The organism is Cognatundibacterium luofuense (assembly GCF_018139685.1).
GTDB classification, from domain to species: domain Bacteria; phylum Pseudomonadota; class Gammaproteobacteria; order Burkholderiales; family Burkholderiaceae_D; genus Undibacterium; species Undibacterium luofuense.
This window is the reverse complement of the sequence record NZ_JAGSPN010000001.1, coordinates 245,557-261,352: the sequence shown is the minus strand read 5'-3', so window position 1 is coordinate 261,352 and position 15,796 is coordinate 245,557. Positions and strand designations below refer to the sequence as shown.

12 protein-coding genes are annotated in these 15,796 nt (G+C 52.6%); 3 read left to right on the top strand and 9 right to left on the bottom strand.

All coding sequences use genetic code 11. The features are described from left to right. Positions 1-108 precede the first annotated feature (108 nt). Genes KDM89_RS01140 through KDM89_RS01105 form a run of 8 tightly spaced genes read right to left on the bottom strand, consistent with a single transcriptional unit; the run spans position 109 to position 8,810 of the window. Complete coding sequence (locus tag KDM89_RS01140; protein ID WP_212686118.1) at positions 109-1,200, bottom strand: protein-glutamate methylesterase/protein-glutamine glutaminase; 1,092 nt, start codon at positions 1,198-1,200, stop codon at positions 109-111. Continuing rightward, positions 1,197-1,688, bottom strand: a complete 492-nt coding sequence (locus KDM89_RS01135; RefSeq protein ID WP_230427608.1) for a chemotaxis protein CheD — start codon at positions 1,686-1,688, stop codon at positions 1,197-1,199. The genes KDM89_RS01140 and KDM89_RS01135 overlap by 4 nt, the downstream gene beginning before the upstream one ends. A gap of 25 nt (positions 1,689-1,713) precedes the next feature. After that, entirely contained in the window at positions 1,714-2,550 is an 837-nt protein-coding gene (locus tag KDM89_RS01130; RefSeq protein WP_212686117.1) for a CheR family methyltransferase, read from the bottom strand. After that, on the bottom strand, positions 2,540-3,115 hold the full coding sequence (locus KDM89_RS01125) for a chemotaxis protein CheW (protein ID WP_212686116.1): 576 nt from the start codon (positions 3,113-3,115) through the stop codon (positions 2,540-2,542). Before KDM89_RS01125 ends, KDM89_RS01130 begins: the two co-directional genes overlap by 11 nt. A 9-nt stretch (positions 3,116-3,124) precedes the next feature. Beyond that, on the bottom strand, positions 3,125-5,794 hold the full coding sequence (locus KDM89_RS22340) for a methyl-accepting chemotaxis protein (protein WP_230427607.1): 2,670 nt from the start codon (positions 5,792-5,794) through the stop codon (positions 3,125-3,127). Between the two features lie 57 nt (positions 5,795-5,851). Further along, positions 5,852-8,119, bottom strand: a complete 2,268-nt coding sequence (locus tag KDM89_RS01115; RefSeq protein ID WP_329604594.1) for a chemotaxis protein CheA — start codon at positions 8,117-8,119, stop codon at positions 5,852-5,854. A 25-nt stretch (positions 8,120-8,144) separates the two neighbouring features. Further along, positions 8,145-8,432, bottom strand: coding sequence for an STAS domain-containing protein (locus tag KDM89_RS01110; protein ID WP_212686115.1), 288 nt, complete (start codon positions 8,430-8,432; stop codon positions 8,145-8,147). A gap of 9 nt (positions 8,433-8,441) precedes the next feature. Further along, entirely contained in the window at positions 8,442-8,810 is a 369-nt protein-coding gene (locus KDM89_RS01105) for a response regulator (RefSeq protein ID WP_212686114.1), read from the bottom strand. Positions 8,811-9,221: 411 nt separating this feature from the next. On the opposite strand from KDM89_RS01105, the gene KDM89_RS01100 reads away from it, so the two are divergent. The 3 genes from KDM89_RS01100 (at position 9,222) to KDM89_RS01090 (ending at position 14,623) form a co-directional block, all read left to right on the top strand. Continuing rightward, positions 9,222-9,770 carry a thymidine kinase gene (locus KDM89_RS01100; protein WP_212686113.1) on the top strand — a complete coding sequence of 183 codons (549 nt, stop codon included), beginning with the start codon at positions 9,222-9,224 and terminating at the stop codon, positions 9,768-9,770. A 216-nt stretch (positions 9,771-9,986) separates the two neighbouring features. Further along, positions 9,987-12,530, top strand: coding sequence for an alkaline phosphatase D family protein (locus KDM89_RS01095; protein WP_212686112.1), 2,544 nt, complete (start codon positions 9,987-9,989; stop codon positions 12,528-12,530). A gap of 842 nt (positions 12,531-13,372) precedes the next feature. Continuing rightward, on the top strand, positions 13,373-14,623 hold the full coding sequence (locus KDM89_RS01090; protein WP_212686111.1) for a nitronate monooxygenase: 1,251 nt from the start codon (positions 13,373-13,375) through the stop codon (positions 14,621-14,623). Positions 14,624-14,718: 95 nt separating this feature from the next. On the opposite strand, the gene KDM89_RS01085 is transcribed toward KDM89_RS01090, so the two are convergent. Further along, on the bottom strand, positions 14,719-15,708 hold the full coding sequence (locus KDM89_RS01085; RefSeq protein ID WP_212686110.1) for a DUF2804 domain-containing protein: 990 nt from the start codon (positions 15,706-15,708) through the stop codon (positions 14,719-14,721). Positions 15,709-15,796: the final 88 nt, after the last annotated feature.

Below are 15,796 nucleotides of genomic sequence, written 5' to 3'. Positions count from 1 at the left end.
ATATCAGACGATACGGCTGCCGGTGAATGAACAAACACGAATCGTTGCGCCAACGCCTTCACGGAACGCACTTGCCATACTAACGGCTGTAATGACGGCGGTAATGCCTCAGCGGTGCCGCTTTCCGTACTGGCTGATCAGTCCGGCAATTTCCTGCAGCGGCACGATACGGTCAACCGCGCCACGCTTCACCGCCTCTTTCGGCATGCCGTACACCACGCAGGTTTTTTCATCCTGCGCCAGCGTTTCAGCACCGGCCTGATGCATTTCCAGCAAACCGAGTGCGCCATCGTCCCCCATACCGGTCATGATCACGCCCAGCGCATTCGCACCGGCATGTTTGGCGACCGAGCGGAACAGCACATCCACCGAAGGTTTATGACGATTAACCGGCGGGCCATCGAAAATATCCACCTGATACTGTGCGCCGTTGCGGCGTAACTGCATATGTTTGCCACCGGGCGCGACCAGCGCCAGCCCGTCCAGAACGCGGTCGCCGTGGGCGGCTTCACGCACTTCGATCTGGCAGATTTTATTCAGCCGCTCCGAAAATGCAGCGGTGAATTTCTCCGGCATATGCTGCACGATGACGATGCCCGGCGAATCAGCAGGCAGTGCAGATAACACCAGCTCCAGCGCCTGCGTGCCTCCGGTAGAGGTACCGATAGCGACCAGTTTATCGGTGGTTACCGCCATCGCCGTGACTTTTTCACGGATATCTGCCGCCTTAACCGGCTTTTGTAATTCCGGTACTGCAGACGGCGTTGACGGCATGGTGGCGCGCAGCCGCCGCATATCAGCCGCCGCCGCTTCTTTCACCGTCTGCACCAGATCCCCGGCATCGCTGGCCAGAAAATCGCGCAATCCCTGTTTAGGTTTGGTCACAATCGCTACCGCACCGGCAGACATCGCCTGCACCGAGGTCGCTGCGCCTTTCTCGGTCAGTGTGGAACAAATCACCACCGGCGTCGGACGCACTGCCATCACTTGCTTCAGAAAGGTGATGCCATCCATCCGTGGCATTTCCACGTCCAGCACCACCACATCCGGCCAGTTCTGATTCATTTTGTTCATGGCGAACAAGGGATCGGCAGCGGTGGCAATCACTTCCAGTTCAGGATCGCGCGCCAGCACCGCTGCCAGTACCTGCCGCACCACAGCGGAATCATCAACCAGCATGACCTTAATTTTTTTACTCATGGCAACATCACTTTTTCCACATGCCGCACCCAGACATCGCCGGACCACACGTCAAACATCACGTTCCGGTGACCGACGCCACCCAGATGCTCGCTTTTCAACTGAAATTCGTATTTTTCGAGCAATTGCCTGCCGGATTCAATATTCCGGTCAGGAATCGCAAACACTTTGGCAGAGTGTTCAGGAAACTGGTTCCCGCCGCCAAACATTTTGATTTCATATTCCCACGGATGAGTGCGGCTCGCCCGGATTTCGCGCAAAAACATTTTCAGTGCATCTTCCGCATATTTGCCATCCAGATCATGCTCTGCATTTTTCTTGCGGTAAGGCAGCATGTAATGGCACATGCCGCCGATGCGTTTTTGCGGATGCCACATCGTAATCGCCACGCACGAACCCAGCAGCGTACGGATACGTGTTTCGGCATCGCCGAAATAAAACTCTCCCGGCTGCAAAAAAATATCAATCAGAAAATCTGGGACTGGCATTGTTCATCACCGTGCCGTTACCGGCTCAGCCCTCCCGTTGATACACTGACGGATACAGCATCGTTAAATCGTTGCTGATACCGTTCAGTGTTTCCGAATGCGAGACCAGCAAATAGGCGCCAGGTTTCAGATGAGGCAGCATACGCCGTATCAATGCCTGCTTGGTCGGCACATCGAAATAAATCATGACATTGCGCAAAAAAATCAGATCAAACTGCCCGAGTTCTTCCGGAAAACGGTTGATCAGATTCAGCGATGAAAACGTAACCCGCTGCCGCAGCGACGGATCAATCAGAAAAAAGTCTTCGTATTCTTCTTTGCCACGCAGACAAAAGCGCTTCAGATACGCAGCCGGAATTTTTTCTGCTGCCTGCATCGGATACAAACCGGAGCGCGCTTTTTCCAGCATCCGCTCAGAAATATCGGTACCGGTAATTTCCCAGCGTGGTAAGCGGCCATCTGCCGCAATCACCATTGCAGTAGTGTAGGCTTCCTCACCGCTGGAGCTGGCTGCACTCCAGACACGGAATGGCGCTGCAGTGCGTGCTTTGGGCAGAATTACTTCCCGCAGAAAATCGAAATGCCGTGGCTCGCGGAAAAAGTACGTTTCATTGGTCGTCAGCAAATCCATCGCCAGCCGGGTTTCTTCTTCGTAACCGGGATGCCCGAGTAAGCTGAAATACTTGTCATAGGAAGCAATCTGCAGACGCCGCAAACGCTTTTCCAGGCGCCCCATCACCATCGCCTGTTTTCCGTCTTTCAGTGCGATACCGGTGCGCTGGTATAAAAACCGGCAAATCCAGTCAAACTCGCCCGCAGTCAGTTCTTTGACCGGTTTTTCCCATGAGGTGTCAGCGTTCATACTCCTGCTCCTGCGTGGCTGCCACGCCGGTCAGCGACTGTCCGAGGCTGGTCATTTCAGCCACCGACAATACCTGCGTCAGATCGAGTAACACCATAAACCTGCCCTGATGTTTTGCCATACCGCCGATGAAATCCGGCCGGATTCTGGCACCGAAAGACGGCGGTGGTTCGATGTCAGCATCTGCGATATCAACCACTTCATTGACCGCATCCACCATCACACCCATGGCTTGTACCGATACATCTTCTTTATCAGTCATTTCGATAATGATGATACTGGTACGGCGTGCCACTGCTGTCAGGTCACGACCAAAGCGGGCATTCAGATCAATCACCGGCACCACCTTGCCACGCAGATTGATCACACCGCGTATGAATGAAGGCATCATCGGTACTTCGGTCAGTTCACCGTACTGAATAATTTCTCGTATCGGCAGAATCGGAATCGAAAACACTTCTCCCGACAGCATAAACGTCAGGTACTGTGCACTGCTGTCCCGCTTTCTGGCTTCCTGCGGGACAGGGCTGGTACTGCGTGCTGCGGTTTCTGTCAGCGCTCCCATAATCCGCTCCTAGAAGCGTTCAAACTTGGCTTCATCAAAATGCACCGGCGCGCTGCTGCGGGTGCGGCGGGTGCTGCGTGATGCGCGTGCAGCACGGGGCTCATCAGCTTCAGCACGTATGGTTTCCTGACCAATACGGAAGAAACTGACCAGTTCTTTGAGCTGCTCTGCCTGACTTGTCATTTCTTCCGCTGTCGCTGCCAGCTCTTCACTGGATGATGCATTCTGCTGCGTGATCTGATTCATCTGGTTCATCGCAGTATTGATCTGACCAACTCCCGCCGATTGTTCCTGCGATGCAGCGGCGATTTCCTGTACCAGATCGGATGTGCGTCCGATACCCGGCACGATTTCATCGATCAGTTCACCGGCACGTTCTGCAGTCTTCACGCTGCCACCGGCAAGATCACCAATTTCTTTGGCGGCAATCTGACTGCGCTCTGCCAGCTTACGTACTTCCGCTGCTACCACCGCGAAGCCTTTGCCGTGTTCACCGGCACGCGCCGCTTCAATCGCCGCATTCAGCGCCAGCATATTGGTCTGATACGCGATGTCATCAATGATACCGATGCGGGATGCAATATCGTTCATCGCACTGACGGTATGTTTGACAGCTTCGCCACCTTCCTGCGCTTCACGTGCTGCTTTTCCGGCAATTCCATCGGTGACTTTGGCATTTTCCGCATTCTGATTAATACCGGCCGCCATTTGTTCAATGCTGGCGGAGGTTTCTTCCACACTGGCCGCCTGCTCACTGGCAGCCTGCGACAGCGATTGCGATGTTGCACTGACCTGCTCTGCGGCATTCGATAAGGCATCAGTCGCGTTAATCACATCAGTGACGATCTGAGACAGTTTTTCCACCGTCTGATTTGCTGCCTGTTTCAGATCATCAAATGCACCCTGAAATTCACGGTCAATGGTTTGTGTCAGATCGCCGTTAGAAATAGCACCGAGCACACGCTGAATTTCAGTCAGCCCGGTGTCGCTGGTCACCATCAGGGTATTGATGTCATGACTAAGCTTATTAAAGAAACCGGCTTTGCCATCCTCAACAATACGAGCCTTAAAGTTGCCGCGTGCTGCCTGTTCCACAATCGCGCTGACTTCTTTTTCAATGGCGACTTCTTCGGTACGGTCTTTCCATTCCACCACACTACCGAGACGCTCGCCTCTTTCAGAAATCACCGGATTAGCAGACAAGGAGAAGGTCCGGCCGCCAAGATTAATTTCTGCACGGTGATTAATCGTGAACGTTGCCAGCATATTCGCCTGATGCGCCGGATTTTTATGGAACTGATCAATGTTCGAACCAATCAGGCGCGATGCTGTAAAGTTTGGCAAGGCTTTACGGATATCACTTTCAGCCGCCTGCATGGTCGCCAGCACCGACTTATTGATGTAAATGATATTCCGGTCATTATCGGCAATCATGACATTGGTGGAGCAATTATCCAGCGCAATCTTGATGCGCAGATTTTCTTTCGCAATCGCTTCGGTTTCTTCCATCCGCAATTTGATATTACCAACCATTGCAATCAGATTCGCCGCAATACTGGTGACATCGTTATCACGCAGCTTCAGCTCGGCACTGAAATCACCGGATGACACTTTGCTCGCATAATCGACGACAGTTGCCGGTTCCTGACCAACCTGTTGAACAATCGTGCGTATCATCAGCCAGGCCAGCGCTACAACAATCAGGAACAGAAACAGGCAGGCACCGACCATTTTCAGACGCAATGCTTTTTGCTCTTCCAGTCGCGTATCTGTACGGCTCTTCATTGCTTTCAGAATGGATTGTTCAAGTTCATGCACCGCATCAATTGCTGATGATAAACGCAGCGAATAATCCTTCACTTCAAAATCGAATTTGCTGGTTTCCAGAATCTGCTCAGCGATCAGTTGCTCGGTTTCGCGCAGCTTCTGATTCTGCTCCCCGAATTTCGAACCGATAATGTCTTTGTATTCCGGTGACAAGGAAATCAGTTTGTTGTAAGTACGCTCGCTGCGTTTGATATTTTCCGCAATCACCGCATGCAGTTCTGCCACTTTCGTACGGTCTTTTTCACTCAGCGATTTCGCTGTCAGTACATCCAGCCCCAGTGCACGTGCTTTACGGATATCTTCCGTCAGGCGAATCACGCTGTCTGTCGACAAAGTAGCCATGAAAAAAGTGGACGGGTCATTGCTCAGCAGTAACTCGGACGCATCCGTCGTTTTATCCATTAACTGATAAATCTGACTGATCAGCGCCAGATGGCGGGCACGGTTATCGTCGACTTTCATGCGATCCGCTTCCGACAGCAGACTAGTCCAGTTTTGCTTCAGCTGGGCAGCAGCTTCATCCAGACGTAAATCCGGTACCTGATGCGATGTGACGGTCAGTTGATCCATGACTGCAGTCATTTCCTGTGCAGTAGCATCACGCTGCGAACGCATATCGCTCTGACCATTAATGACCAGCGTATTCAATCCGGCATGCCGCTGTGCCAGTTGCAGTGACTTTGCCACCAGTGGCAACACCGACGCTCCGGCTTTTTCTGAAGCCGCGGCATTCACATCACGACTGACCCACTGTACATACAAGGACAGCGGCAAGCCGAACAGAACCACGACAAATAAGCCGACCAGGGCAAACTTCTGCCACATTTTCAGCGATTCCAGGAACGATTTCATCTGTACTTCCTTTCGTTTATCAAGCAAGCAGATCTGATACGGAGACTGAAGCGAAAACTAGGAAACAATACTGCTGCCCGGCAGCGACAATGCGGAGGCACTGCCTTGCAGGCGGAACTGCTCTTTCTTTCTGTAATGCTGCAGCATGGCGGGAATACTGAGTATCAGGGCGACTTGCCCGCTGCCCAGAATGGTGGAACCGCCGATTCCCTGCACATGCTGGAAAATACGTCCCAGCGGCTTAATCACGGTTTGAAACTCACCCATCAGACTATCAACCACGAGACCGGTTTTCTGTCCGCTATAGCCCACCACTACCACGTTCTGACGACGCGGCATCGGTGCCTGAATATCAAACAATTGTCTTAACCGGATATACGGCAGGACTTCGCCGCGCAAATCCATATAATCCTGCTGCAGACTTTCCGGTGGCAACTCCAGACACTCAATGACATGATCCAGCGGTACCACAAATGCAGACTCACCGACACCGACCAGAAAGCCGTCAATAATCGCCAGCGTCAGCGGCAGTCGTAAACGCATCGTGGTGCCAACACCCATCGCCGAATCAATTTCAATCACACCGCGCAGCGACTGCACATTTTTCTTGACCACATCCATACCGACACCGCGACCGGACAAACTGGATACCTGTTCCGCCGTTGAAAAACCCGGTTCAAAAATCAGTTCAAAAATTTCTTTTTCACTGAGTACGGCATCCCGTTCGATCAGACCGCGTTCAACTGCGCGTGCCAGAATTTTGTCTTTGTTCAGCCCCCCGCCATCGTCACTGACTTCAATCACAATGCTGCCAGACTCATGATAGGCATGCAGCCTGAGCGTACCCTGCGCCGGTTTGCCGCGTGCTTCCCGCACTGCCACTGACTCAATACCGTGATCCATAGAATTACGTACCAGATGCATCAGCGGATCACCGATTTTTTCGACCACGGATTTATCCACTTCGGTTTCGCCACCGGTGATGTCCAGCACAATATCTTTGCCCAGCTCCAGACTGACATCACGCACCACGCGCTGAAAACGGCTGAAGGTTGTGCCGATCGGTACCATGCGTAACTGCAATGCACTGTCGCGGACTTCTTCGACTAAACGCATGACTTCGCTGGTTGCTTCCGACATTGCAACATCATGCAGTTTGCTGGCACGCAGATTGGCACCGGCACCGGCAATCACCAGTTCACCGACCAGATCAATCAGCTTATCCAGCCTTTCTGCATCCACCCGTATGCTCTGGCGCTCGCGGGCTTTTTGCTCTTTGACCTGCTGCTGTTTATGCAAAGCAGCATCCAGTAACGGCGCCTGAATCAGTTCTTCGCGAACCAGAATTTCCCCGATTTGCGAATTTGGTTTCGCACCGGCAGGCTGCTCACGCTGAAGCGCTTGTTTTTGCAGACAACTGTCGAGTTCCAGCCGTGTCAGCACACCGCTTTTCACCAGAATTTCACCGAGCAATTCGTGATCTGACGGTAAAGCATTGATGATGTCGATGTACTCATCGACGCGACTGTTCGGCGCAATGATGCGTATCGTGCTGTCTTCGCGGACAAATTCAAAAACACTTTCAATTGCTTCTTTGGTGGCAGCGCTCTTAAGAACAATTTCAAATCCCAGATAGCAGGATTCCGCGTCCATTTGAGGCAGCTCCGGAATCGCAGTGATGATGCTGGTAAGGTGTACCACATCGCCCACGGTGCTCAGGTAACGAATGAATGACAACGGGTCCATACCGTGACGCAGACAATCTTCGCCAAAACGCAGGGACAAATACCAGTTGCCAGACTCCACAGCCGCTTTCTCTCCAGCGACTGTCTGTACTTCAGTTTGATGCGCAACCACTTTGCGACCGGCGCCGGGTTGCGCGCCATCCATCACCTGTTGCAGCGCCTGCTGCAATTCCTGTCCGTGCGCTGACAGCTCCGGCGGATCTTCCATACGTCCCGCAGCAATTGCATCCATCAGCGTAACCAGATGATCACGGCATGGCAGTAGTACAGCAATCAGACCACCGGATACCGGAATGTCGCCATCGCGCACCTGATCGAGCAGACTTTCCAGCGTATGCGTAAACCGGACGATATGATCTATACCGAATAAACCGGCAGAGCCTTTGATGGTGTGTGCAGCGCGGAAAATCGCATTCACTGCATCGGCCTGATTCTGGCTGTGTTCCAGATTCAGCAGCAGTTCTTCCATGTCCTGCAGCAAATCACGGCTCTCAACGATGAAGGTTTCCATCGCGGCCTGCATTTCGCTGTCAAAGCTCATCCTTTCCTCCGCTGTCGATACCGCACGTTTATCTGCCACTGCGGATCTCCCGCCGTGCCGCCGCTTAATCGTGTACCAGCACTACCTGATCGCCAAACCACGCTGTCAGATTTGTGAATTCAAACATCTCCAGAACCGGTCTGCTGTGCATCACATAACTGAGTTTCTTGTTGAGTTTTTGCGCTTCTTTTTTCAAGGCAATCAGAATCTGCAATCCGGCTGAATCAATTTCAGACACTCCGGATAAATTCAGTTCCAGCACATCGTCGCTGTATAAAAAGCTTTGCAGCCGCTGCTTTTCTGTTGCAGCGGTATAGATGGTGAGTTCGCCTTCCACAGCGGTCATCTGCATGATGACCTCCTAAGGCATGATCAGTTTAGACACTGCTGCCAGCATTTGTGCCGGCTGAAAAGGTTTGACCACCCAGGCTTTCGCCCCGGCTGCCTGCCCCTGCAGTTTTTTACCTTCCTGAGATTCTGTGGTCAGCATAATCACCGGCGTGAATTTGTAGGCCGGTAATTTTTTAACTTCGGTGACAAAAGTGATGCCGTCCATGACCGGCATATTGACGTCAGAAATGATCAGATGCACTTTCTGACCAGTGAGTTTTTTCAGCGCGTCGCTGCCATCGACGCCTTCAATCACGGTGTAACCTGCACCGCGCAACGCCAGCCCGACAACCTGACGGACTGAGGCAGAATCATCAACGACTAATATGGTCTTCGACATACCATACCCTTTCCTGGCAAACCACATCGACAATGAACAAAGACTGACAAAGCCTGATACCGGTATTTCTGCTGCAGGTGGTGTCTTTCCCGCTTTGATATACGGGAAGAAATGTTGTCTGACCATCATAACGCAAACTTTCTGCGAACAACACGGCTTTATGGTGATTTTTATTCTCAATCAAAGATGTCTGTCTGTAATTACAAACAGATCATAAGCTTGCGCAAAAAGAAATTTCCTTGCAGGAAATATTTACGTGCCAGCTATTGGTTTTAAACACGTTTTTCATGACAGTCACGGGTTTTTTCCGTGAATATCACGCACAGCGCAGCCACCCTACTACAATACCGGTTTTACGAATTTTTCCTGCATCAGGCTACATCTGTTGCAGGCCAACACAGGGTTAAACAATTGGCTAAGCTTTATTTTCGCTATTCGGCCATGAATGCCGGCAAATCCACTGCGCTGCTGCAAGTGGCACATAACTACGAAGAGCAGGGACAGAACGTGTTTCTGTACACTGCCGCGATTGATCACCGCTACGGCGTCGGCAAAGTCACGTCACGCCTCGGTCCGCAGCGCGATGCAGCCACCTTTGACGGGCAGTTTGATTTTTTCACGCAGGCACCGGATGTCAGCTGTATTCTGGTTGATGAAGCTCAGTTCCTGACAGCAGATCAGGTGCGGCAATTGCACAAGCTGGCACATGTACGCGGCATTCCTGTGATTTGCTACGGTCTGCGTAGCGATTTTCTCGGCGAACCGTTTTCCGGCTCCACCTATCTGATGGCGCTGTCTGACACTATCGAAGAGCTGAAAAACATTTGCACTTGCGGCAAAAAGGCGACCATGAATATCCGCGTCAGTGAACAAGGGCAGCGCATCACCGAAGGTGCGCAGATTGATATCGGCGGTAACGAACGCTACCAGCATGTCTGCGGACGCTGCTTTTATAAATAATACTGTTAACATTCAATAAAACAGGCATCCGGGTTACCGCTTGCCTGTTTTATTTTTTGATTTCTGTAAATAGAAGAATTCCTCTAGGGCTTTTGTCATCAGGCGGAAACATCCGCCACCTATCGTTTTCTGATTTGCACTATTGTCCGTATCTGCCTTTGCTTACAAAGAAGAAGCAAAAGGCTTATACAACAATAAATCAGGAGATAAACCCAGATGGATCGTCGTCAGTTTCTGAAGTACAGTGGCTTTTTCACTGTGTCCGTTGCCAGCACCGCGCTGACCGCTTGCGGTGGCAGCAGCAATAACACCGATACCACAACCGCAGCCCTGCCTGCCGCCAGCGGTGGCAGCTGGACTTTTCCGCAAAGTATTGCTTCCGGCGATCCGCGTCCGGACAGCGTTGTGCTGTGGACCCGCGTGGTGCCGGCCAGCGCCGGTATCGCCAGCGTTGCCGCCGCCGGTAACGATGTCAGCATCCGTCTGGTGGTGACTGCCGCCGATAACAGCAGCGCACTGGGCGGCAATACTGCACTCAGCGGCACTGCTGTGGTCGATACCCGTTTGCCGGTAATGGCCAGCTTTGATAACACTGTCCGCAACAAAGTCACCGGTTTGCAACCGGGCACCGTGTATTTCTATCAGTTTGTTGCTGGCGATGTGCGCTCCAACGTAGGCCGTTTCAAAACCGCACCTGCCGCCGGCGCTGATTTATCGCAACTGCAGTTTGCGTATCTGACATGTCAGGACTGGAGCGTCAATCACTGGGGCGCGTTTGATTACATCGCCAAGAATGAAAATCTGGATTTCGTGGTGCATCTGGGTGATTACGTGTACGAAACTGTCGGTGCTTCGTTCCAGACCGGCAGCGTGGAAGCGCGCCACACTGCATTGCAATTGCCGGATGGTACGGTACTGAACGATGCAAGCGGTAAAGCGACCACAGCTAAATACGCCACCACCACCAACGATTACCGCTATCTGTACAAAATGTACCGCAGCGATCCGCGCCTGCAAGCTGTGCATGAACGCTTTGCGATGATTGCGACCTGGGATGACCATGAATTCTCCGACGATGCATGGCAGGATGCGGTCACCTATGAAAACAATAGTCTGGACAGCGCAGGTAACAATGTCCGCAACACGACACGCCGCCGCTCTGCGAATCAGGCATGGTTTGAATACATGCCAGCCGATGTGAATCTGGACAATGCGAATACCTCATTCCAGAACATTCAGATTTACCGCGACTTCCAGTTCGGTAAGCTGATGCAACTGGTGATGACCGATGAGCGTCTGTACCGCACCGATCACGTCGTGCCTGAAAACCTGATGAATCCGGCCACCGGCAAACCGCTGAACAGCAGCTTAGGTTCCCGTTACATCGTGCCGAAAGATGTGTTTGATGCACTGGAAGGCCAGAAAGTCACGGCAGCAACCGCAATGACCGGCGATCCGCTGAACAACACTTCCATGCTCGGCAAAACTCAGCGCGACTGGTGGAAAGGCAAAATGTCTGCCGCTACCGCAACCTGGAAAGTCTGGGGCAATGAAGTATCGTTGCTGCGTATGGGTCTGAATGGTACCGATGCGATTGCAACGCTGATCGCACTGAACTCTGTATCGACACTGGCCAGCAGCATCACCAGCGCACTGGCGAATCCGGCATTGCAGGGCAATGTGCTGGTCGCATCTGCACTGGTTGCTGCCGTTACTGCAGGCGCCAGCCAGCAAGTCGCTGCCGGTGCCGGTATTGCGATTGCCACCGCCGATGCAATGTCCGGCAATCCGCTGAGCGCCGCCACCTCTGCCGGTTTGACCGCAGCGCAGGCAGGGATCGCTGTCGCTGCCTACAATGCTGCCAAAACGGCTGCACCTGCCGGTACGGCAACGCAGGTTGGCGCTGCTGCACAAACCATCGCGTTTGGTTATATCAAACCGGATGTGCAGGCGAATAAACAAAATTCTCAGTTCGTGATTGCGTCCGGCCAGCAAGCAGCACTGTCGTCGTTCTTCACCCGCTTCCTGCTGAACTGCGATCAGTGGGATGGTTATAACGCAGAACGTAAAGCACTGATGCAATTCCTGCAAACATCCAAAATCAGCAACGTGGTCGCCATTACCGGTGATATTCACGGCTTCTTCGCCGGTACGGTCAACACGGATTTTGATGCAGCCAATGGCGGCACGCCGGTGATGGTGGATCTGGTCAGCGCCGGTATCAGCTCCGATTCTTTCTTCACGTATCTGAAAGACGGCGCGGGTTCCACCGGTCTGGCGACCATCATTTTCTGGCCACTGACGATTCCGGTACCGAATATCGGCAATGTCACGATCAACGTCAATCTGCTGGATTACACCATGGGTAAAGCAGCGCCGACGGTGGATGATCTGGCTGAACAAATCCGCGTACAACTGACCGGTGCACTGGCGGCCAAAGGTGTACCGGAAGGTGCAACGCTGACTGGCACGGTCGCTGCGGTACTGGCAGGTCTGAAAACCAACAGCGATTTCAACACCAGTCTGGTGGGTCTGGCGCAGCAATTGTCGGCACTGAACAGCAATCCGTGGATGAAGCATATCAACGCGGATGCACAAGGCTATACCGTGGTGACACTGACGCCGGGCAAACTGGTTGCGCAGTTCAAGCAAGTCAATAAGCTGGTAAACACTGGCAGCATGACTGCACCAGCGAATGTGATTGCGCGTATCACTACCGCTACCGTGAATGCCGGTACTGCCGGTCTGACATTGAGCTGATCCCGACTGTCTGACGCAACGCGCTGCGCCAGCGGCCGTTGTTTTTGCAATCACAGCGATATAACACCGCCTCCGGCAACCGGAGTGCGGTGTTTTTTATTGTACGCTGTCTGCTGGTCTGCCATCCGGTCTGCTTGCCGTCCCTGACGCCGGAAGCACAGAAAAGCCGGTTTTCGGTCTGAAAATGCCTGAAATGCGGAGTTCAGCACAGCGATCCGGCGGTCGTCGGCAGAAAGTCCGGGCCTCCGTCAATGCCGGATGACGATGTCTGCACAATTCCTGACGCTGCGCTGCGGCGGATGCAGGCGGGATAACTTACCACTTACCCACAGGTCAGGCAGCCGCATTTTCGCCGTCTGTGTTCCGCTGATGACACAGGGATAGCAGCTGTCCGGCACTTTTCATCAGCCTGACACAGTACGCAGGCACACTGGCCAGAACGCAGAATCCGTATATTGCGATGCAACAATGCGGTTGATCCCTGTCAATCCTGTGTGAAAAAAACGAAAAAACTGCCTTTCCGTACATGCCAGAAAGTCAGCTTTTTTTCAAGTATGGGGTTTTGCGAATTTTAGAGAATTTAATCTAACACCACCCAATTTATAGCTTACTGAATTCAATTGCAGGCAACGTAAAAATATAGCAATAAATACAACATCAAATAACAATGTTTTTTAACGAATTTTGATTATCAAAAGCACCATTACACCCTCTGAAATTATTCACGCATCCCCCTGCGACTGGCTTACAATCTTGGGCGCTGTCCGTCTGACGGATAGTCTTACCGTGTGCCAGGGGCCTGCAAACGGGGGAAAATCAGGCCCGTTGTGTCAAGGAAAGCAATGAAACGTTTAGATGACTTCCGCCTGAAGTTAGGCAAAGATGAACTGGTTCCTATCATGATTGGTGGGATGGGTGTCGATATTTCCACCGCAGAACTGGCACTGGTTGCCGCACGTCTGGGCGGTATCGGTCATATCTCGGATGCCATGGTGCACGATGTTTCAGACCGCCGCTTTGACACCAGCTATATCAAAGAAAAAACCCGTCAGTACAAATACAACATCAATAACTCGGACAAATCCGAGGTGAAATTCGATCTGGCCCATCTGGCAGAAGCCACCCGTTTGCACGTGGGTAAAACCATGGAAGCCAAACAGGGCAAGGGCATGATTTTCGTGAACTGCATGGAAAAGCTCACGATGAATGCACCGAAAGAAACCCTGAAAGTGCGTCTGGAAGCCGCGCTGGATGCGGGTATTGACGGCATCACCATGAGCGCCGGTCTGCATCTGGGTTCGTTCGCGCTGATCGCTGATCATCCGCGTTTCCGCGAAGCCAAGCTCGGCATCATCGTTTCATCGCTGCGCGCCCTGCAATTATTCCTGCGTAAAAATGCCAAACTGAACCGTTTGCCGGATTACGTGATTGTTGAAGGTCCGCTGGCCGGCGGCCATCTGGGCTTTGGTCTGGACTGGGCAGAATATGATCTGCAAACCATCATCACCGAAATTCACCACTGGCTGAAAGAAGAAAAACTGGATATTCCGCTGATTGCAGCGGGCGGTATTTTCACCGGCAGCGATGCAGTTTCTTTCCTCGAAAACGGCGCAGCCGGTGTGCAGGTAGCAACCCGCTTCACTGTGACCAAAGAATGCGGTCTGCCGGACAAAGTCAAACAGGAATACTTCAAAGCCAGCGAAGAGGATATTCAGGTCAATCAGATTTCTCCGACCGGCTATCCTATGCGTATGCTGAAAAACACACCGGCGATCGGTGACGGCATTCGTCCGGGCTGCGAATCTTACGGTTATCTGCTGGATGGCAACGGTAACTGCGCTTACATCACTTCGTATAACCGCGAAGTGGCTGCGCATCCGGATGCGAAAAAAATCAGCGTGATGGACAAAACCTGTCTGTGTACCCACATGCGCAATTTCAATTGCTGGACTTGCGGTCATCTGACCTACAAACTGAAAGACACCACCAACAAACTGGAGGATGGTTCGTATCAGATTCTGACAGCAGAACATGTGTTCAAAGATTATCAGTTCAGCACCGATAACCAGATCGCACTGCCTGAAAAAGAATAAGCCGCTTTCCGGCCTGCTTCAGACAAAACGCCCGGCAACAGTTTCTGTGCCGGGCGTTTTTATTGCTGCTCATCAGCAACTAATATCACTGCCACTCACCAGCGCGAAAAATGGTTCTCGGTCACGCCGACCAGATTTTTCACTTCGCGCCACGGCTTGTCTTTCGCCGCTCTCACCCGTCCGTTAAACACGCCGATTGGTTGCTGATAACGGCTGGCGGCAATGATCAGATTCTTGTCTTCGGCACGCACGCCTTCCGGCTGAAACACCAGATCAATCAAGCCATCTTCACTGGTAATCAGCCATGCCTGTTCCGGCTGTTCCGCCTGAAACTGAAAACGCACCGCGCCCAGCGGAATCAGATTGCCATCCAGCCACAAAACATTTTCCTGTTCGCCCAGATAACCGGACTGCAGATTCCAGCCCAGCGATAAGCTATGCGCCGACGCCCACTGCCACGCCGTTTCACGCGCCAGAAAACCCAGACTGTGATCGGTACTGGCAATCATTTTCAGCTTCCAGAACCGTTCTCCGACCCTTACACCGGCTTCACAAGGCATGGCAGAGGATTTGTAGGTGGTATGCACGGTGCCGCCTTGCGGACGTGCAATCGCGGTCATACCGGGCACCACGTGCAGGCTTTCGCCACCGGCTTCCAGTTCCCATTCAGGAAAAATCAGCCGCAGCTTAAAGCCGTATTCATCCTGTTCATAGCGCATCGATTCGCGCCCGAATTTGAAATCGGCAAAAGCACCGGCCGCAGGATGATCCGATAAACGCGCAGTCAGCCCCGGAATGCCGTCACGCGAATAACTGGCGATCAGGCGTTTCGCGGTACGGTCAAACACATAGGCAAACGCGGTATTGGTCCAGCCCACATCCACAATCGCCATCGCACAAAACAATTCATCGCTGGCCAGCGCCACATAATGCCAGTGCTTGCGATGGGTGCGTTCCCACCACCAGCTGCGGCGGTATTCCGCATCCAGCCTGTCATACGCAATCTGATCAGGCGCCCCGGCGTAACGGCCAAACAATGGCTGGCCGTACTGATCGCACACCGAGGGCGGCACAGGTTTCAACATACAAACTCCCGATTGAACAATGCTGTTGTACCCGAAAACGCAGGTTTTACGTGTAAAGCAGCAACCCCGTTCAATGTACCCGAGACTG

Excerpts from the sequence above, each read along its gene's own strand:
- KDM89_RS01140 (WP_212686118.1), bottom strand. The coding sequence starts at position 1,200 with ATGAGTAAAAAAATTAAGGTCATGCTGGTTGATGATTCCGCTGTGGTG.
- KDM89_RS01135 (WP_230427608.1), bottom strand. The coding sequence starts at position 1,688 with ATGCCAGTCCCAGATTTTCTGATTGATATTTTTTTGCAGCCGGGAGAG.
- KDM89_RS01130 (WP_212686117.1), bottom strand. The coding sequence starts at position 2,550 with ATGAACGCTGACACCTCATGGGAAAAACCGGTCAAAGAACTGACTGCG.
- KDM89_RS01125 (WP_212686116.1), bottom strand. The coding sequence starts at position 3,115 with ATGGGAGCGCTGACAGAAACCGCAGCACGCAGTACCAGCCCTGTCCCG.
- KDM89_RS22340 (WP_230427607.1), bottom strand. The coding sequence starts at position 5,794 with ATGAAATCGTTCCTGGAATCGCTGAAAATGTGGCAGAAGTTTGCCCTG.
- KDM89_RS01110 (WP_212686115.1), bottom strand. The coding sequence starts at position 8,432 with ATGCAGATGACCGCTGTGGAAGGCGAACTCACCATCTATACCGCTGCA.
- KDM89_RS01105 (WP_212686114.1), bottom strand. The coding sequence starts at position 8,810 with ATGTCGAAGACCATATTAGTCGTTGATGATTCTGCCTCAGTCCGTCAG.
- KDM89_RS01095 (WP_212686112.1), top strand. The coding sequence starts at position 9,987 with ATGGATCGTCGTCAGTTTCTGAAGTACAGTGGCTTTTTCACTGTGTCC.
- KDM89_RS01090 (WP_212686111.1), top strand. The coding sequence starts at position 13,373 with ATGAAACGTTTAGATGACTTCCGCCTGAAGTTAGGCAAAGATGAACTG.
- KDM89_RS01085 (WP_212686110.1), bottom strand. The coding sequence starts at position 15,708 with ATGTTGAAACCTGTGCCGCCCTCGGTGTGCGATCAGTACGGCCAGCCA.